16 protein-coding genes and 1 pseudogene are annotated in these 15,861 nt (G+C 34.1%); 13 read left to right on the forward strand and 4 right to left on the reverse strand.

Annotated features, from left to right (window positions below; all coding sequences use genetic code 11):
- The first annotated feature begins 50 nt into the window (after positions 1 to 50).
- The 4 genes from DPQ31_RS10820 to DPQ31_RS10830 all read left to right on the forward strand — a co-directional run bounded on the left by DPQ31_RS10820 (position 51) and on the right by DPQ31_RS10830 (position 2,434).
- On the forward strand, positions 51 to 698 hold the full coding sequence (locus tag DPQ31_RS10820) for a nitroreductase family protein (RefSeq protein ID WP_001105130.1): 648 nt from the start codon (positions 51 to 53) through the stop codon (positions 696 to 698).
- 262 nt (positions 699 to 960) lie between these two features.
- Positions 961 to 1,449, forward strand: a complete 489-nt coding sequence (locus tag DPQ31_RS10825) for a putative periplasmic lipoprotein (protein ID WP_087971291.1) — start codon at positions 961 to 963, stop codon at positions 1,447 to 1,449.
- 76 nt (positions 1,450 to 1,525) lie between these two features.
- Positions 1,526 to 1,771 (forward strand): hypothetical protein, encoded by a 246-nt coding sequence (locus DPQ31_RS29300; protein ID WP_087971290.1) that lies wholly within the window; start codon positions 1,526 to 1,528, stop codon positions 1,769 to 1,771.
- Between the two features lie 114 nt (positions 1,772 to 1,885).
- Positions 1,886 to 2,434 carry a cysteine hydrolase family protein gene (locus DPQ31_RS10830; protein WP_000816780.1) on the forward strand — a complete coding sequence of 183 codons (549 nt, stop codon included), beginning with the start codon at positions 1,886 to 1,888 and terminating at the stop codon, positions 2,432 to 2,434.
- A gap of 33 nt (positions 2,435 to 2,467) precedes the next feature.
- Here the strand turns inward: DPQ31_RS10830 and DPQ31_RS10835 are convergent, their stop codons facing one another.
- The gene (locus tag DPQ31_RS10835; protein ID WP_087971289.1) at positions 2,468 to 2,917 is read right to left on the reverse strand and encodes an NUDIX hydrolase; all 450 of its coding nucleotides are present in this window, start codon (positions 2,915 to 2,917) and stop codon (positions 2,468 to 2,470) included.
- Positions 2,918 to 3,266: 349 nt separating this feature from the next.
- On the opposite strand from DPQ31_RS10835, the gene DPQ31_RS10840 reads away from it, so the two are divergent.
- From DPQ31_RS10840 to adhP, 5 genes are all read left to right on the forward strand, one after another.
- Entirely contained in the window at positions 3,267 to 4,160 is an 894-nt protein-coding gene (locus tag DPQ31_RS10840) for a mechanosensitive ion channel family protein (RefSeq protein ID WP_087971288.1), read from the forward strand.
- Positions 4,161 to 4,406: 246 nt separating this feature from the next.
- Positions 4,407 to 5,504: a two-component system sensor histidine kinase CasK gene (gene casK / locus DPQ31_RS10845; protein WP_220553734.1), complete on the forward strand. Its 1,098-nt coding sequence runs from the start codon at positions 4,407 to 4,409 to the stop codon at positions 5,502 to 5,504.
- Between the two features lie 14 nt (positions 5,505 to 5,518).
- A complete protein-coding gene (gene casR / locus DPQ31_RS10850) occupies positions 5,519 to 6,154 on the forward strand; it encodes a two-component system response regulator CasR (RefSeq protein ID WP_000694625.1) in 636 nt (211 codons plus the stop codon).
- Positions 6,155 to 6,283: 129 nt separating this feature from the next.
- Positions 6,284 to 7,138, forward strand: a complete 855-nt coding sequence (locus tag DPQ31_RS10855; protein ID WP_001119636.1) for a MurR/RpiR family transcriptional regulator — start codon at positions 6,284 to 6,286, stop codon at positions 7,136 to 7,138.
- 325 nt (positions 7,139 to 7,463) lie between these two features.
- A complete protein-coding gene (gene adhP / locus DPQ31_RS10860; protein WP_000649126.1) occupies positions 7,464 to 8,501 on the forward strand; it encodes an alcohol dehydrogenase AdhP in 1,038 nt (345 codons plus the stop codon).
- A gap of 151 nt (positions 8,502 to 8,652) precedes the next feature.
- Here adhP and DPQ31_RS10865 read toward each other — a convergent pair whose 3' ends face one another.
- Positions 8,653 to 9,672: an ABC transporter permease gene (locus DPQ31_RS10865; RefSeq protein WP_185777112.1), complete on the reverse strand. Its 1,020-nt coding sequence runs from the start codon at positions 9,670 to 9,672 to the stop codon at positions 8,653 to 8,655.
- Positions 9,669 to 10,571: an ABC transporter permease subunit gene (locus tag DPQ31_RS10870; RefSeq protein ID WP_000903311.1), complete on the reverse strand. Its 903-nt coding sequence runs from the start codon at positions 10,569 to 10,571 to the stop codon at positions 9,669 to 9,671. Before DPQ31_RS10870 ends, DPQ31_RS10865 begins: the two co-directional genes overlap by 4 nt.
- A 651-nt stretch (positions 10,572 to 11,222) precedes the next feature.
- On the opposite strand from DPQ31_RS10870, the gene DPQ31_RS10875 reads away from it, so the two are divergent.
- From DPQ31_RS10875 to DPQ31_RS10885, 3 genes and pseudogenes are all read left to right on the forward strand, one after another.
- The gene (locus DPQ31_RS10875) at positions 11,223 to 12,380 is read left to right on the forward strand and encodes a serine hydrolase domain-containing protein (RefSeq protein ID WP_208731883.1); all 1,158 of its coding nucleotides are present in this window, start codon (positions 11,223 to 11,225) and stop codon (positions 12,378 to 12,380) included.
- Between the two features lie 152 nt (positions 12,381 to 12,532).
- Positions 12,533 to 13,864 carry an erythromycin esterase family protein gene (locus tag DPQ31_RS10880; protein ID WP_208731884.1) on the forward strand — a complete coding sequence of 444 codons (1,332 nt, stop codon included), beginning with the start codon at positions 12,533 to 12,535 and terminating at the stop codon, positions 13,862 to 13,864.
- 38 nt (positions 13,865 to 13,902) lie between these two features.
- Positions 13,903 to 14,307: pseudogene (locus DPQ31_RS10885) on the forward strand (hypothetical protein); the annotation flags it as partial.
- Between the two features lie 73 nt (positions 14,308 to 14,380).
- On the opposite strand, the gene DPQ31_RS29840 reads toward DPQ31_RS10885, so the two are convergent.
- Positions 14,381 to 14,515: a DUF2711 family protein gene (locus DPQ31_RS29840; RefSeq protein WP_140154130.1), complete on the reverse strand. Its 135-nt coding sequence runs from the start codon at positions 14,513 to 14,515 to the stop codon at positions 14,381 to 14,383.
- 122 nt (positions 14,516 to 14,637) lie between these two features.
- Here DPQ31_RS29840 and DPQ31_RS10895 point away from each other — a divergent pair, with 122 nt between their 5' ends.
- A complete protein-coding gene (locus tag DPQ31_RS10895; protein ID WP_208731885.1) occupies positions 14,638 to 15,858 on the forward strand; it encodes a glycosyltransferase in 1,221 nt (406 codons plus the stop codon).
- The last annotated feature ends 3 nt before the right edge of the window (positions 15,859 to 15,861 follow it).

A 15,861-nucleotide genomic window follows, 5' to 3' on the forward strand; every position in this document is an offset into this window, starting at 1 on the left:
ATTCAAACATAGGACAGGTTTTGAAAACGCTGTAAAAGGGGATTTAATGTATGAATTATGAAGCTTTTAAAGAGGTAATCCACGGAAGAAGAAGTGTTAGAAAGTTTACAGAACAAGAAGTATCTACTAGTGATATAAAAGAAATTATTGATTGCGCTCGTTATGCACCGAGTGATACGAACTCGCAAACGTGGGAGTTCTTAGTCATTATGAATCGAGAGAAAATTAAAGAAATTGAACAAATGACTTGGGATGCATTACATAAACTTGCGGCAAAAGCAGCAGAAAATGGAGAAGAGAAAGCAGGGAAATTACTTACACGTTCTTTCGGGCCATATGCAACAGCTTTCTCTGAGGCACCAGTATTAATCGTATGTTTGGCAACACCTTATGAATCAAAGTTTCGTGAAAAGATATTTGATCCAATTGCCTTCGTTCCGGATGCAGTGTGGGAAGAGGAAGGAATTAAGAGTAGCTGTTTAGCGGCGCAAAACTTAATGCTGGCTGCACATGCGAAGGGTCTTGGTACGTGTCCAATGACAGGGCCTGTATTGTTAGCTCAAAAAGAACTAAGACAATATTTCCAAATTGAGACCGAAAAACAAATAAATATGGTTATTTCACTCGGTTATCCGAAAGATAAACCGAAGAAACTTCCAAGAAAAGAAGTAGATGAGATTACAACGTTTATTTTTTAATCACCATATAGAAAAGACATTGAAATAACAATGTCTTTTTATTTTGGATAGGTATGTTATTAATTTGTTGGGCTAAAATGATAAATAAGATAAAATTACTATTTATTTCATTAAAAAAATTAATGTTCTATTAAGGAAAGTATGGTACAGTAATCGTGAGCAAGCTACTAGTATTTGTTCATGAAAGTGTTAAAAAAAGTTTTAAAATTACAAAGTTATTTTTGTATAATAAATTATAATGAAATTACAGGGGGGATGAATTTTGAAAAAATTCATAATCGCTGGATTGTCTGTATTGTTATTAGTAGGTTGTGGTGCTCCAAAGGAAAAAGAGGATGCACAGTCAAATCAGAAAGAACAAGTTGTAAATGCGAGTGAGGAGAGTATGGTTGTATTTCCTGAAGGGGCAGTTCCAATTGGAGAAGGGATAGTAAAAGTCATTACACCAGATGGTACTTCTGAAAACGGCAATACACCGACTGTATTTATTAAAAAAGATACTTTAATTCAGCAAGTTGAATTAGAACTTTCTAATTTTCAAAACGATAAAGAAACATTCGTATTTGTAGATCAAATATTTGCTGATAAACATCAAGTAACTAGTACAACACAGACAACAGTACAATTAAAAGAAAAGACACTTGAGACAGGTAGTCATACGATTACTGCAGCTCAGTTTGAAAATAATGACCCAAAAGGAAAAGTCATTAGCTTTAATCAAGCGACGTTTGAAACGAAGCCAGCATCTTAATTATGGATAAAAAGTACATTACTTAAAGTAGTAGTGTACTTTTTAATTTGGATATAAATGGGTTATTGAGAATGATTTGTTTCACTTTCTAGTACGTATGAATAGTAAGAAATTACTCTTTATTACTAAGAAAGAGAAAGAGGTTGAAGGTGTGCAGCGATTTGTTCGTATTATCTTGCTTAGTATGATAATTTCGATAATCTGGTTTACTTTACACGAGGTGGTTGAAGTTACGCTCAATTATCATATCCATGACATGCTAATAGGAACAGTATGTTTTGTCATAGTATATCTGTTTTATGATAAACTTAGATTAAGTTAAGTTTTGCAAGAAAAATGTAGGTATTTCATTTGAAATGTCGAATAGTACATACGATGTCGTAATAACAAATTTTCTATTGTTTATTGTGAAACAGGAGAAGGAGAGATAGTAGTTATGAAACGAGCTCTTATTAATATCGATTATACATATGATTTTGTAGCTGAAAAAGGTGCTTTAACTTGCGGGAAACCAGGTCAAGAAATTGAGAAGGAACTTGTACATATAACGAAGCAATATATTGAAAATGGAGATTATGTAGTGTTTGCAATCGACAAACATGAAGAAAATGATGAATATCATCCAGAAGTAAAGTTGTTCCCTCCTCATAATATAGCAGGTACAAATGGAAGAGACTTATTCGGTGAATTACAAGATGTATACGAAAAATATAAAAATGATGCGAATGTATATTATATGGATAAAACGCGATACAGTGCATTTGCTGGAACAGATCTAGAGATGAAGTTGAGAGAACGAGGAATAGAAGAAGTTCATCTTGTAGGGGTGTGCACTGATATTTGTGTTCTTCATACAGCAGTAGATGCTTATAATAAAGGATTTAAAATTGTTGTATATGAAAAGGCAGTTGCATCTTTTAATGCGCAAGGACATGAATATGCACTTGGACATTTTAAATCTTGTTTACATGCAGAAGTGAAGTGAAAAAGAGGCCTTTGAAAAGGCCTCTTTTTACGTTTAAATTGAGACGACATTTTGCTCAATTAGTTTTTTTATGAACGGGCTAATGTTTTCTGGTAGCCCATTTAAATCAAAAAATTGTACATGTAATGATTCAACTCCGTCAGCTTTTAGCAAGCCACCTTTAATGTCTTTGCAAAGGTAAGCGATTGTTATAGGATAAAATTCATCTCCGTTCGCTAATTTCACAAAAAACTCTTTACCTGAAAATACACTTACTAACTGAAGTATACCAATTTCAATGCCTGTTTCTTCAAGTACTTCTCGTCTTCCAGCTTCTTCTGTGGATTCACCAAGTTCCACAAAACCTCCAGGAACACCCCACATGCCATTTCGTCTTTGTTGTAGTAATATTTGTCCTCGGTCATTTAAAACAGCTACAGCAACTCCTGCTAAATTGAGTGGTCTTGATCCAACAATTTCTCTTAGTTCTTCGATATACCCCATTAATTGTAACCTCCGTGAAAAAAGTATCAAATGAATGATTCGGTGTTATGTGAATGTATTCCTTTAAATGAGGTAAGTATTACAAAGTTGTTTATAAAAATTTCTATTGTAATCTCCCTTTAGATTATTAAAAAGGGTATATTTATAGTAAATAGAAAAGGGCATCAGAAGTTGAAAGATTAATGAAAGGGTTATATTGTTGAAGATGTACTAGGGATACAAATACATAGTTAAGAAAGTAAAATGAAAGGTCAGGGGAAAAGTTACGAAAGAAAATTTTGAGATAATTAATAAGGAATTATAATAGATTAGCTCTACATGAAAATTTAAAAAATAAGGAAGTGGATAGATGAGTATATTAGCGTATACGGAGGAGTTTTTTAATTATGTAAGGGAGTTTTTACTATTAAGGTTTTTACTATTTGCTTTAGTTCTTATCATTATTTCGTTTGTTATTAATCGCATTATTGATTGGTTTTTTAGAAAGTCCAGCTTTTTTGATGAAGAGGTAGAGCAGACGATTCAAAGTGTCATTCGATCTATTTTTAGATATATCATTATCATCAGTCTAATCATTTATTTAATTAGTCAGTTTGTAGATATAAAAAGTATCATTGCAGGTGCAGGGATAGCGGGAGTTGTCATTGGTTTTGCTGCGCAACAGATGCTAAAAGATGTCATATTAGGCTTTGCGAGATTAGCGGACAAAGAGTTTCGCGTTGGCGATTTTGTTACTTTTAATGGTACAAATTCAGGAACTATTGAGGAAATTAGTATTCGTTTTATGCAAATACGTGAATGGTCAGGAAAACTACTTACCATACCACATGGAGAGATTAGAACGATACAAAATTTTAATAAAGGGTGGATGCGAGTAATTGAACGCATCACGGTAAGTTATCAGGAAGACCCTAAAAGAGTTAAGGAATTGTTAGAAGACGTATGTGTGATATGCAATGAAAATTTGGAACAAAGTTTGTATAGAGTAGAGGATGAGGCTGTTGAACCATTTAAATATGTTGGTGTTACAGACTTAAATCCTAACCTTAAATATGTTGGATATGAATTTTGTATTACAGGTTTAATTAAGCCAGAAGATTATTTTGAAACTTCTAGACAAGTAAGGTTTGCATTAATGGCTATGTTCCATAAACATCAAGTGCAAATGCCAGCAGCGAATATGTTCGTTACTACTGAAAGTTTGCAGCATATCCGTGGAGAACAATTTTTGTCAGACAATTAAATAAAGCTTTACATTTAGAATTCTGATTTATAGATGTAGATGAGTCTTAGAGGGTTTAAAAGTAACTTCATTACTTGGCGTTGTTCAGTTTAAGAATTACGCGGTCAAAATTTAAAGGGAAAATAAAAAAATGATTGATAAATAAAAAGAGCTGAAGGAATTCAGCTCTTTTTATTTGTAGAATTTAGAAATTTCTTAATGTTATAATGATAGTTGGTGATGAGAATGAACTTTGAAGAAAAAGAGATACATCGTTTAGAAGCATTAAAAGAAATTGCGGAATTGCTAAATGAAGCAACGAATTTACAGGACATGTTAGAAAAAGTTTTACATACATTGTTACAAGTTATGAATTTACAAACAGGGTGGATATTTTTTATTGATGAAAGTGGAAAGCACCGTATGCTTGTAGACGAAAACTTACCACCAGCTCTTACGTGGCAAGAGAAGAAGCCGATGTGTGAAGGAGACTGTTGGTGTGTAGAGCGTTTTGTGAATGGCAGATTAGAAAAAGCGACAAATATTATTGAATGTAAGCGAATAGAAGATGCGATTGAATGTAATTGGGGTGAAACAGAAGATGTTACACATCATGCGACAATTCCGCTTAGGTCCGGATCAGAGAAATTTGGTCTATTAAATGTGGCTGCACCTCATAAGACTCATTTTTCTGAGGAAGAGTTAGCGTTATTAGAAGCGATTGCATTTCAAATTGGAACGACAATACAACGTATTCAATTAGTTGAGAAAGAACGTAAATATGTAGTGGTAGCGGAAAGAAATCGACTTGCACGTGATTTACATGATTCAGTAAAACAATTGTTATTTTCTATTATGTTAACAGCGAAAGGTACTCTGAATATGACGCAAGATAGAGAATTGCAAGAGATGTTAAGTTATATTGGAGAATTATCACAAGAAGCATTACAAGAGATGACGCTATTAATTTGGCAATTAAGACCTGAAGGATTAGAGAAAGGATTAGCAGAAGCAATTCAAAATTACGGGAAGTTATTAGGAGTTCAAGTGGAAGTTCGAATTGATGGGATGGTTTCAATTGGGGATGAAATAGAAGAAGTTTTATGGCGTATTAGCCAAGAGGCGCTACATAATTGTAAAAAGCATGCTTCGTGTGAAAAGGTACATGTTCTTTTAAAAATAGAAAATAACCAGTTACATTTTTACATAGAAGACAATGGAATAGGATTTATACAAGAACAAGTAAGGGGATCAGCACTTGGTCTGAAAAGTATGAAGGAACGTATTCAGTTGATGAAGGGATCGTTTCAAATTACAACAGAGCTAAAAAAGGGTACAAAAATAGAAATTCAATTGCCGATTTGAAGGGGAGAATAAGGTTGAAGATTAAACTGCTACTAGTTGAGGATCATCATATCGTTCGAAGAGGACTTGTATTCTTTTTGAAAACGAGAGAAGAATTTGAAATTATTGGGGAAGCGGAAAATGGCGAAGAGGCATTACATTTCGTGCAAAAAGAAAAACCGGATGTCGTGCTAATGGATGTATCGATGCCGAAAATGGATGGAATTGAGGCGACAAAACGTCTAAAGCAATACGATGAGACGATAAAGGTACTTATATTAAGTAGTTTTTCAGAGCAAGATTATGTTATACCAGCACTTGAAGCTGGAGCAGATGGTTATCAATTAAAAGAAGTACAACCTGAGCAACTTGTCGCTTCTATTATTGCAGTACATCAAGGAAATGCGAATTTTCACCCGAAAGTAACACCTGCATTAATGGGGCGTTCCGCAGTAAAGAAGGAAATAGAAAATCCTTTTTCAATGTTAACGAAAAGAGAGCAAGAGGTACTTCGCGAAATTGCGAAAGGAAGAAGCAACAAGGAAATTGCAGCAGAGCTTCACATTACAGAACAAACTGTGAAAACGCACGTTTCAAACGTTTTAGCTAAATTGGAAGTAGATGATCGTACACAAGCTGCATTATATGCGGTGAAGTATGGGGGAAACTAGTTATAAGTGTGTCATATGTTAAGGTAACATTTATAGGAACAAATAAATAATAGTATGATACCGAATAAAGGTTTTTCTTCTTTCAATAATTAGGTACAATATAGCTACAATGGAAGGGGAAGATATGCTATGCCTGGAACAAGAAGTGGGATTGGAAAGATTCAGGCTTCGTTAAACGGTTTGTCACCGAAATTGCGAAGTATTGCCGAACATATTTTGAAACATCCACAAGATGTTGTACATAAATCTATTACTGAATTAGCAGAAGTTACGAATAGTTCCGAAGCTACGATATTCCGCTTATGTAAACACCTTGGTTTGCAAGGGTTTCAAGATTTGAAAATTACATTAGCTCGTGAAATTGTACATACACCGATGCAAAATATTCATGAAGAAGTATCAGCAGAAGATAGTATGGTAACAGTTGCTAAAAAAGTTTTTCATTCGCATATTACAGGACTGCAAGATACATTACATTTGTTAAATGACACCGCACTTGAGAAAGCTGTACGAGCTTTGCAAGAAGCGAACCGAATTGAGTTTTACGGAAATGGTGGCTCTGGAATTATTGCGATGGATGCATATCATAAATTTATGAGAACGGGTATTTCTTGTATTGCTCATACAGATTCTCATTTTCAAATTATGGGTGCTGGTTTACTTACAAAAGAAGCAGTAATCATTGCAATTTCTCATTCTGGTAGTAATAAAGGATTATTGGAAGCGTTAGAAGTAGCAAAAGCAAGAGGAGCTTGCATTATTGCAATTACGAGCTATCAGAAATCAGCACTAAGTCAACTTGCTGATATAACACTTTATACTTCAACACGTGAAACAGAATTTCGTACGGAAGCAAGTTCATCACGCTTAGCGCAGCTAAGTTTATTAGATACTTTGTATGTAGGATTGTCGTTGCAACGACAAGAGGAAACACTACAAAATTTACAAAGTATACGTGAAACAATTTCGATGAAGCGAATATAAAAAGCTCTTCAAATGAAGAGCTTTTTATATTGGTGGATCGTTTGATTATATAATCTCTAAATGTAGTTGATTTATTTTCCTGTAGAAAAATGTGACCTACTTATATTCATAAACTCTCATCTTTAATTCAGTTAAGAAATCGATTTATGCAATAATTCAAACATTGTTCATAATTTCACAATTTACTTATGAAATGTCATGTTATGATGAACGTGTAATGATGATTGAACATTTAAATTTGGCGCAATAATTAGTCAAAATAGTGAGGACAGTAGTTGTGAGATGAACTCATTAAAACTCTAAAACACTAAAGGGGAGATCACATATGAAAGCAGTAGTGGTTAATAAAAACAGCAAAGCGAACATCGAGGTTATCGAAAAAGAATTACGTCCGTTACATTCAGGTGAAGCGTTAGTAGATGTAGAGTACTGTGGGGTTTGCCACACTGATTTACACGTTGCGAATCATGATTTTGGTAACACGGATGGCCGCATCCTTGGTCATGAAGGTGTAGGTATTGTTACTAAACTTGCTGATGATGTAACTTCACTTAAGGTTGGTGACCGTGTAAGTATTGCATGGATGTTCCAATCTTGTGGACGTTGTGAATATTGCGTAACTGGTAGAGAGACATTCTGTCGTGAAGTTAAAAATGCTGGTTATTCAGTAGATGGTGGTATGGCTGAACAATGTATCGTTACAGCTGATTATGCAGTGAAAGTACCAGAAGGATTAGATCCTGCTCAAGCATCATCAATTACATGTGCAGGCGTAACTACATATAAAGCTATTAAAGTATCAGATATTAAACCTGGTCAACCTATCGTCATCTATGGTTGTGGTGGGTTAGGTAACTTAGCTATCCAATATGCTAAAAACGTATTTGGTGCAAAGGTAATTGCAGTAGATATTAATGATGATAAATTAGCCTTAGCAAAAGAGGTTGGTGCTGATATGACTATCAATCCAATTTCTCAAGGTCCTGCTGATAAGATTGTGCAAGATGAGTTTGGTGGTGCTTATGCTGCTGTAGTAACAGCCGTTTCTAAAGTAGCATTCAACTCAGCGGTTGATGCAGTACGTGCCTGTGGTAAAGTAGTTGCGGTAGGGTTACCAGTAGAAACTATGGATTTAAACATTCCACGACTTGTACTAGACGGAATTGAAGTAGTTGGCTCTCTAGTAGGTACTCGTAAGGATCTCGAAGAGGCATTTATGTTCGGTGCAGAAGGAAAAGTAGTACCGGTTGTTCAAACGTGTTCTCTAGATAAAGTACAAAATGTATTCGAAGAAATGGAACAAGGTAAAATTCAAGGGCGTATGGTAATCGATTTTAAACAGAATAGTTGTGATTGTAAATAATTCATTTTAAATATAAAAAGCATGAGTCTAGCAAAGGTCATGTAAAAAAGTTAGACGGCATAAAAAAGATGATTCCTGTATTCAATAGGGATCATCTTCTTTATATTCTACTAATATCAATGCCAATTCATACTTGATTGATGAGATATGATTAAAAGTTCACTTTATTTGCAAACGAAAAAGAATCTTTATTTTTAACAAACTTTTTATGATCTGGAACGTTTTGAGTTGCTACAACTTGCGAATCTCTTGCTTTCAGTGCATCTTGAATCCCGATTGTCATAAGCTTAATAAATAGAATCGTAATAAAGAATGAAGCGAGAGTATAAAAAATAATCCACCATGAAAGATTCATTTCATTACGATTTAATCCAATAAGGCCTGCCCAATCATTAGATATAGAAACAGGTCTGAGCACTCCGTCATAGAGTTCACGCATTTGTATCCCGCCAATTACAATGTTAAGCAACGCTAAATGGATAACGAGTATGAGTGTTTGGACGATATGTTCCATGAATAACACAAATAAGCGGTCAAGTAATAAGACTCGTAAGTGTTTTTTGATAATATGAAAACGGCTAGCACCCAGTAATTGTGAACTTAAGATGTAATCTCGTTTCATAAATTCATCCACCTCTGAGGATATATATAAAGAAAGTGTAGGCAGAGCGACGAAAATAAGTACGAGTACTTGATAAAACGTAAATGAAATATTTGGATCTACCCCATCGGCATTTGATGTGATTACAATATTAACGGGCGTGATGAGTATGAATGCGATAAATAGAGTTGGAATATAATAAAAAACTTCTGAGCATGCCTGGAAAAATCTCTTGAGTTTTGGAGCGTATAAACTTAAGAGGATTCCTATACATGTTCCGCATAAAATTCGAAAGAAGCTAATTGCCACGGCTAATAAAATAGTGAATTTTGCTCCTTCTACAATTTGTAAGAAAACAGACTCTCCAAAACGATCAGATCCAAAAGGCGGTATTAACGATGGTGGAAAGGGGGCCTTTCCAAGTAATTCGTTATTGTCATTGTAAAGTAACTGAGGAGGTTTTGGGATGTTATCTTTAAAGAACCAACTATAAATAAAACTAGCTGAAATAAGTATGAATAAATAAGTAAAGCCGATTAAAAAGCGTTTTGATTTCCAAATAGATTTCATAATGTTGCTCCTTTCAATTGATTTTGCCATCTATTCATCATGAATGAGATTATTTGAAAAATGGCATAAAACGGTAAAATAATCATAACAAGTATGATAAATGCAGCTGGTGGTGAAATAAACGCCTTATTAAATAAAAATTGAATAATACCTTGCATATTAAAAACAAATTCTAAAATGAATAAGTTAGACAGTAAGAAAACAAAAATCGTTTTTAAATGATGGAAGAAGTGGATAGATATATTTTTGAATAAATGAATGCATAGTATATAACTTGATGAAAGGCCTTTTCCATATGCAACCTCTACGTAATGTTTTCCATGTTCTTCTTTTATGTATAACACCATCATCCGAAACATTTGTAATGTAGGTAAGACAGCTAAAGATAAAATAGGGAGTAAATAAGCTCGATTTTCATTAAAAGAAATAATGGTGACAGGAGATTCCCCGAATTTCTGAAGTACCCATATGAAAAATATTTGCAAACAAATCATCATCATCATATCAGGGACAGCTTCTAATATGAACACAATTCGGTTTATCCATTTTTTTATATAATCTTTTGCTAAAAAATAAAAAAATGCCATGCTAGAAGATAGAAAGAGCGCAAGTAAAAAGGCTAAAAATAATACAGTAAATGAATATAGATAAGGTTCTAAAACAGTTGGGAATAATGGTGTTTTTTTGAAACTACCAAATTTCGGGTCTGAGCCGATAACCACTAATGATTCAGGGGAGAAAACCTCTTTTAACATAGTAACGATCTGATTAAAAAAATATATTGGTTGAAAGGTAAATCCTTGTTGAGTGATAAATAAATAAGGTAAATTTAATAATAGTAAGAGTGATAAAAGAATTGATGAAAGCTTAATTGTGAATTGAGTTATTGTATGTAACATAAAATCCCTCCGACATCTTTTTACAACATTATACAATAAATCCTAATTTATTGTTTTATTTTTCTGAAAAATAAGAAATTTTTTAGGTTTTATAATTATAATACGTAATATATATTTATATGGTAAAAAGGTTATACCAAGGAGCCGGTCCCTATGTCCATCAAGCAAAATGTGCAGTATTTTCATTTTCGAGGCATTTACTTTTCTTCAGTTGATGGGCATTTGGTGCTATTCCATTGCGATCAAGTTGATAGAACTAAGTTTTCTTAAAATAAAAACCACCGAAATATAGAAGTGATTTTGAACGTAAGGAATTTGTAAGGAAGGAGTAAGAAAAAAGAGATTTTCAATGTGTATGATCAAAATATAGAGAAGAACGAGAGGGGGAATAGTTACTGTATATTTATATAAAAAAATTAATTAATGAAACTCTATGGAAGAAAAGAAGAAATTATAGAAGTGAACAGACAACTGAAGAAGAGGGATTAATCATTTATTAGGTCAGAGAGTTGTTTGTAGAAATAATTGGTGTATAGATGATTGCAAATTCAGTATTGACTTTTACATTGGGAGGGTTGATAGCTGTGTGATTAGCATATGAGATACCTATCAACCATCAATACAATTTAAATAAGAGGAGAGGAATGCTTTATGAAAAAACGCAGTAAAATTACATGTGCCAGTCTAGCACTTTTAATAGGTGGAAGTTCCCTGTTATACATAACATCAAACTCAATTGTAAAAGCAGAACCCATGCAAAATGTATCTAGCTCGTTACAAACAAGTACTCAAAGCGATCGTACTTCCGTTAAGAACGCAATACGGGATGCGCTACAACTTGGATACCCGGGAATACTCGCTAACATTTCTAAGGGTGGTAAAACTTGGAGTTATGCCGCTGGGATAGCGGATGTGAGAACCAAGAAACCAATGAAAGCAGATTTTCGCTTTCGTATTGGCAGTGTAACGAAAACGTTCATTGCAACAGTTCTACTTCAATTATCTGGAGAGAATCGTTTGAATTTAGACGACTCCATTGAAAAATGGTTGCCTGGTGTCATTCAAGGAAACGGATATGATGGTAACCAGATTACGATCCGGCAAATATTGAATCATACAAGTGGTATTGCTGACTATATGAATTCAAAAGACTTCGATATTATGGATACAAAAAAATCGTATACGGCTGAAGAATTTGTAAAGATGGGGATTTCACTTCCCCCAGAATTTGCCCCAGGAAAGGGTTGGTCTTATTCAAACACAGGATACGTATTACTGGGGATCCTTATTGAAAAAGTAACTGGCAACAGCTATGCGGAAGAGATTGAAAATCGGATTATTGAACCGTCTGATTTGTCAAATACATTTCTACCTGGTAATTCAAGCGTAATTCCAGGCACGAAGCATGCCCGTGGCTATATCCAACTAGACGGAGCAAGTGAGCTAAAAGACGTTACGTATATTAACCCAGGTAGCTCGGATGGGGATATGATTTCTACTGCTGACGATTTAAATAAATTCTTCTCATACTTACTCAGTGGTAAATTGCTGAAGGAACAGCAGCTAAATCAAATGCTTACTACAGTTCCTACAGATAGAGAAGGAACGGGATATGGTCTTGGAATCGTTGAATTTAAGCTTCCGAATGGTGTCTCGGTATGGGGACATAGAGGTAGCGTTCTAGGGTTTTCCACTTTTGTTGGTGGAACACTTGGAGGCAAACATACATTGGCCGTCAATTTGAACAGCTTTAACTTTAGTAATCCTGATCCTTTTAAAAGTATTTTACTTGCTGAATTTAGGAAGTAGGCAAAAAGGCGAAATGGATAAGTTTTGTCATAGGTTTATAGTTTAAAATATATCATTTTGGTGCAAAAAACAACTTACTCTAAAAAATTTAATACTCGTAATTAAGTATAAAAGAACGCTATCGTTTTAAGAAAATATTTCAGGAGGGTTTTATGAAAAAGAAAATGATTACTGCATTTGGTGTTTCTGCTATAATACTGACTAATTTTGTAGGAAGTACTTATGCAGACTCGAAAACAGGAGTTTCTGTTACAGCTCCCTACAATAAAAATCAAATAGCGGAATGGTTAGAAATGCACGCGAATCCTTTAAGAACAACGAATCCAAATTCACCTTTTAATGATTTAAAACCACTTAAGAATATGGTAGGTTCAGCTTCAATTGTAGGTTTAGGTGAAGCTACGCATGGGGCTCATGAAGTTTTTACGATGAAAAACCGTATTGTGAATTATTTAGTATCTGAAAAGGGCTTTACCAACCTAGTTTTAGAAGAGGGGTGGGACAGAGCTTTAGAACTTGATCGATATGTTCTTACTGGTGAGGGAAATCCAAGCCAACATCTATCACCTGTATTTAAGACGAAAGAAATGTTAGATTTACTTGATTGGATTCGGCAATATAATGCTAATCCAAAACATAAATCTAAAGTGCGTATCATCGGGATGGACATTCAATCAGTAAACGAGAATGTTTATAATAATATAATAGAATATATTAAAAGAACCAATTCAAAACTTGTGCCGAGGATAGAAGAGAAGATAAAAGGTCTTATTCCTGTAACAAAGGATATGAATACTTTTGAAAGCCTTACGAAAGAAGAAAAAGAAAAGTATATTTCAGATGCTAAACAAATTAGTGCTTTATTAGAGGGAAATAAAAGTTATTTAAATGGGAAATCTAAAGAGTTCGCATGGATAAAACAAAATGCTCGTATTATTGAACAGTTTACTACAATGTTAACGTCACCTCCTGATAAACCATCTGATTTATATTTGAAACATGATATCGCAATGTATGAAAATGCGAAGTGGACTGAAGAACATTTAGGAAAAACTATTGTATGGGGGCATAATGGCCACGTTTCGAAAACAAATATGCTTCCTTTTGTATACCCTAAAGTAGCTGGGCAGTATTTAGCAGAGTATTATGGAAAACGGTACGTATCTATTGGAACATCAGTTTATGAAGGACAATACAATGTCAAGAATAGCGATGGTGAATTTGGCCCATATGGAATATTAAAATCGGATGATCCAAACAGTTATAACTACATCTTTGGACAAGTTAAAAAAGATCAATTTTTTATTGATTTACGTAAGGCAAATGGCGTGACAAAAACTTGGTTGAACGAACAACATCCAATTTTCGCTGGAGTAACTACCGAAGGGCCTGATATACCAAAAACAGTTGATATATCATTAGGTAAAGCGTTTGATATACTTGTTCAAATTCAAAAAGTGAGTCCATCTCAACTACATCAATAAATTTAGAATAATGTGCCTTAATGAAGTGTTGTGTTGATGGTAGTGGACATTTCTTGAAAATGGTTCATAACGGAATTGAGTACGGAATGATGCAGGCAATCGCTGAGGGATTTGAAGTGCTAGATAAAAGTGATTTTGATTTCAATTATGAAGATGTTGCAAAAGTATGGGCGAACGGATCAGTTATCCGCGGCTGGTTAATGGACTTAACTGAAAAAGCATTTGCAGAAGATCCAAAACTGGATGGTATTAAAGGTGTAATGAACTCTTCAGGAGAAGGAAAATGGACTGTTGAAACTGCGCTTGAGTTACAAGCAGCGGCACCAGTAATCGCAATGTCATTATTTATGCGCTATCGTTCTCAAGAAGATGATACATTCCACGGAAAAGTAGTTTCAGCGCTACGTAATCAGTTCGGTGGACATGAAGTTGTAAAAAAATAAGTAATGCTTTTGAAAAGAAACTTGTGCATAAGCGCAAGTTTCTTTTTTTTATATAGTGTAAGAAACTCCTATTTTAAAAATACCAATCAACCATCGTTTTTTTACAAATGACAGCTTCAACGTTCATTGATTGAACAATGTATTCTATATGTTCATTTTGTACGGATTGTATCAAATATAAAGCGAAGCATGAAATATGTCCCAACATAAAAGTAAGAATAAATAAAATGAAGTTTTCATAAATAGTAAAAGGGTGCTTATGTCATCAGTATAGCTAAGAAATGTTGTTACATATGAGGAGAGCGTGTTAATAAAATATGAGGTGGTTAAATGGGAAATGAGCAAGTGAAGTCTGTAAAGGAAGAAAAAAAGTTATGTCTTTGTATGATCGTCAAAAATGAGTCTAGAATTATGGAAAGATGTTTAAATGCAACGAAATCAATTGTAGATTTTGTTTCTATTTGTGATACTGGATCGACGGATAATACGCCTGAAATTATTGGGAATTGGTGTAAGGAAAATGAGATACTTGGGACGGTTCATCATGAGCCGTTTAAAAACTTTGGTTATAACAGGAGCTTAGCTGTTTCATTAGCGCAAAAAACATATCCAGAAGCGGATTATTTATTAATATTAGATGCAGATATGATTTTAGAGGTTGATCCGAATTTTGATAAAACGAGCTTAACGGAAGATCATTATCTTACATTGCAATATGATGTTCATATTAAATATTGGCTTACACGTCTTTTAAAAGCTTCTTTACCATGGAAATCTGTCGGTGTTACTCATGAGTATTGGGATATAGATCGTTCAAAAGTTGGAGCGAATTACAATACGAGGGTAGATCGGTTAGAGACTCTTGTCGTGAATGATCCCGGAGATGGCGGAAGTAAAGCTGATAAATTTGAAAGAGATGAGAGGTTGTTGTTACAAGGAATAAACGACCCAGAAACAACGCCAGATTTGCATATAAGATATTTATTTTATTTAGCTCAGACTTATTTTCATTTAAGTCAATTTGAAGATTCGATTAAATGGTATAAAAAACGAGTGGAAGCAGGGGGATGGGTTGAAGAGGTATTCTATTCGTTATTGCGAATAGGATTTTGTTATGAGCAGTTAGCAAATCGTTCAGCAAATAAACAAAATGAAGTGACAGATGCTGATGAAAAAGAAAATGTTAAAGGGCAAGAAGAGCAATATTTAGCATTAGCTGTTTTTTATTTTCAAAAAGCGTGGGAATATAGACCAACTCGGGCTGAACCATTATACCAACTTGCAAGGTTGTATCGATTAAGATCTCAAAACAATATTGCTTTGATGTATGCTCTGCAAGGGAAGGAAATTCCTTTTCCAAAGGATGATCTTCTATTTGTAGATTATCATGTGTATGATTACTTATTTGACTATGAAATTTCTATTAGTGCTTTCTATATACCTCATAAAAAACATTTAGGGGCGGTGTCGCAAAAGTATTTGGAATCGATAAAAGAAGAGATTCCATTTCATATAGCAAATGTGGTAGAAAATAATGCGAAATTTTATTAAATA

Source organism: Bacillus sp. COPE52, assembly GCF_003355115.1.
In the GTDB taxonomy this organism is placed as follows: Bacteria; Bacillota; Bacilli; order Bacillales; family Bacillaceae_G; genus Bacillus_A; species Bacillus_A toyonensis.

Bases quoted from the DNA above. Each gene is read 5' to 3' on its own strand.
- DPQ31_RS10820 (WP_001105130.1), top strand. From the start codon at position 51: ATGAATTATGAAGCTTTTAAAGAGGTAATCCACGGAAGAAGAAGTGTT.
- DPQ31_RS10830 (WP_000816780.1), top strand. From the start codon at position 1,886: ATGAAACGAGCTCTTATTAATATCGATTATACATATGATTTTGTAGCT.
- DPQ31_RS10835 (WP_087971289.1), bottom strand. From the start codon at position 2,917: ATGGGGTATATCGAAGAACTAAGAGAAATTGTTGGATCAAGACCACTC.
- DPQ31_RS10840 (WP_087971288.1), top strand. From the start codon at position 3,267: ATGAGTATATTAGCGTATACGGAGGAGTTTTTTAATTATGTAAGGGAG.
- DPQ31_RS10855 (WP_001119636.1), top strand. From the start codon at position 6,284: ATGCCTGGAACAAGAAGTGGGATTGGAAAGATTCAGGCTTCGTTAAAC.
- adhP (WP_000649126.1), top strand. From the start codon at position 7,464: ATGAAAGCAGTAGTGGTTAATAAAAACAGCAAAGCGAACATCGAGGTT.
- DPQ31_RS10865 (WP_185777112.1), bottom strand. From the start codon at position 9,672: ATGAAATCTATTTGGAAATCAAAACGCTTTTTAATCGGCTTTACTTAT.
- DPQ31_RS10870 (WP_000903311.1), bottom strand. From the start codon at position 10,571: ATGTTACATACAATAACTCAATTCACAATTAAGCTTTCATCAATTCTT.
- DPQ31_RS10875 (WP_208731883.1), top strand. From the start codon at position 11,223: ATGAAAAAACGCAGTAAAATTACATGTGCCAGTCTAGCACTTTTAATA.
- DPQ31_RS10880 (WP_208731884.1), top strand. From the start codon at position 12,533: ATGAAAAAGAAAATGATTACTGCATTTGGTGTTTCTGCTATAATACTG.
- DPQ31_RS29840 (WP_140154130.1), bottom strand. From the start codon at position 14,515: ATGTTGGGACATATTTCATGCTTCGCTTTATATTTGATACAATCCGTA.
- DPQ31_RS10895 (WP_208731885.1), top strand. From the start codon at position 14,638: ATGGGAAATGAGCAAGTGAAGTCTGTAAAGGAAGAAAAAAAGTTATGT.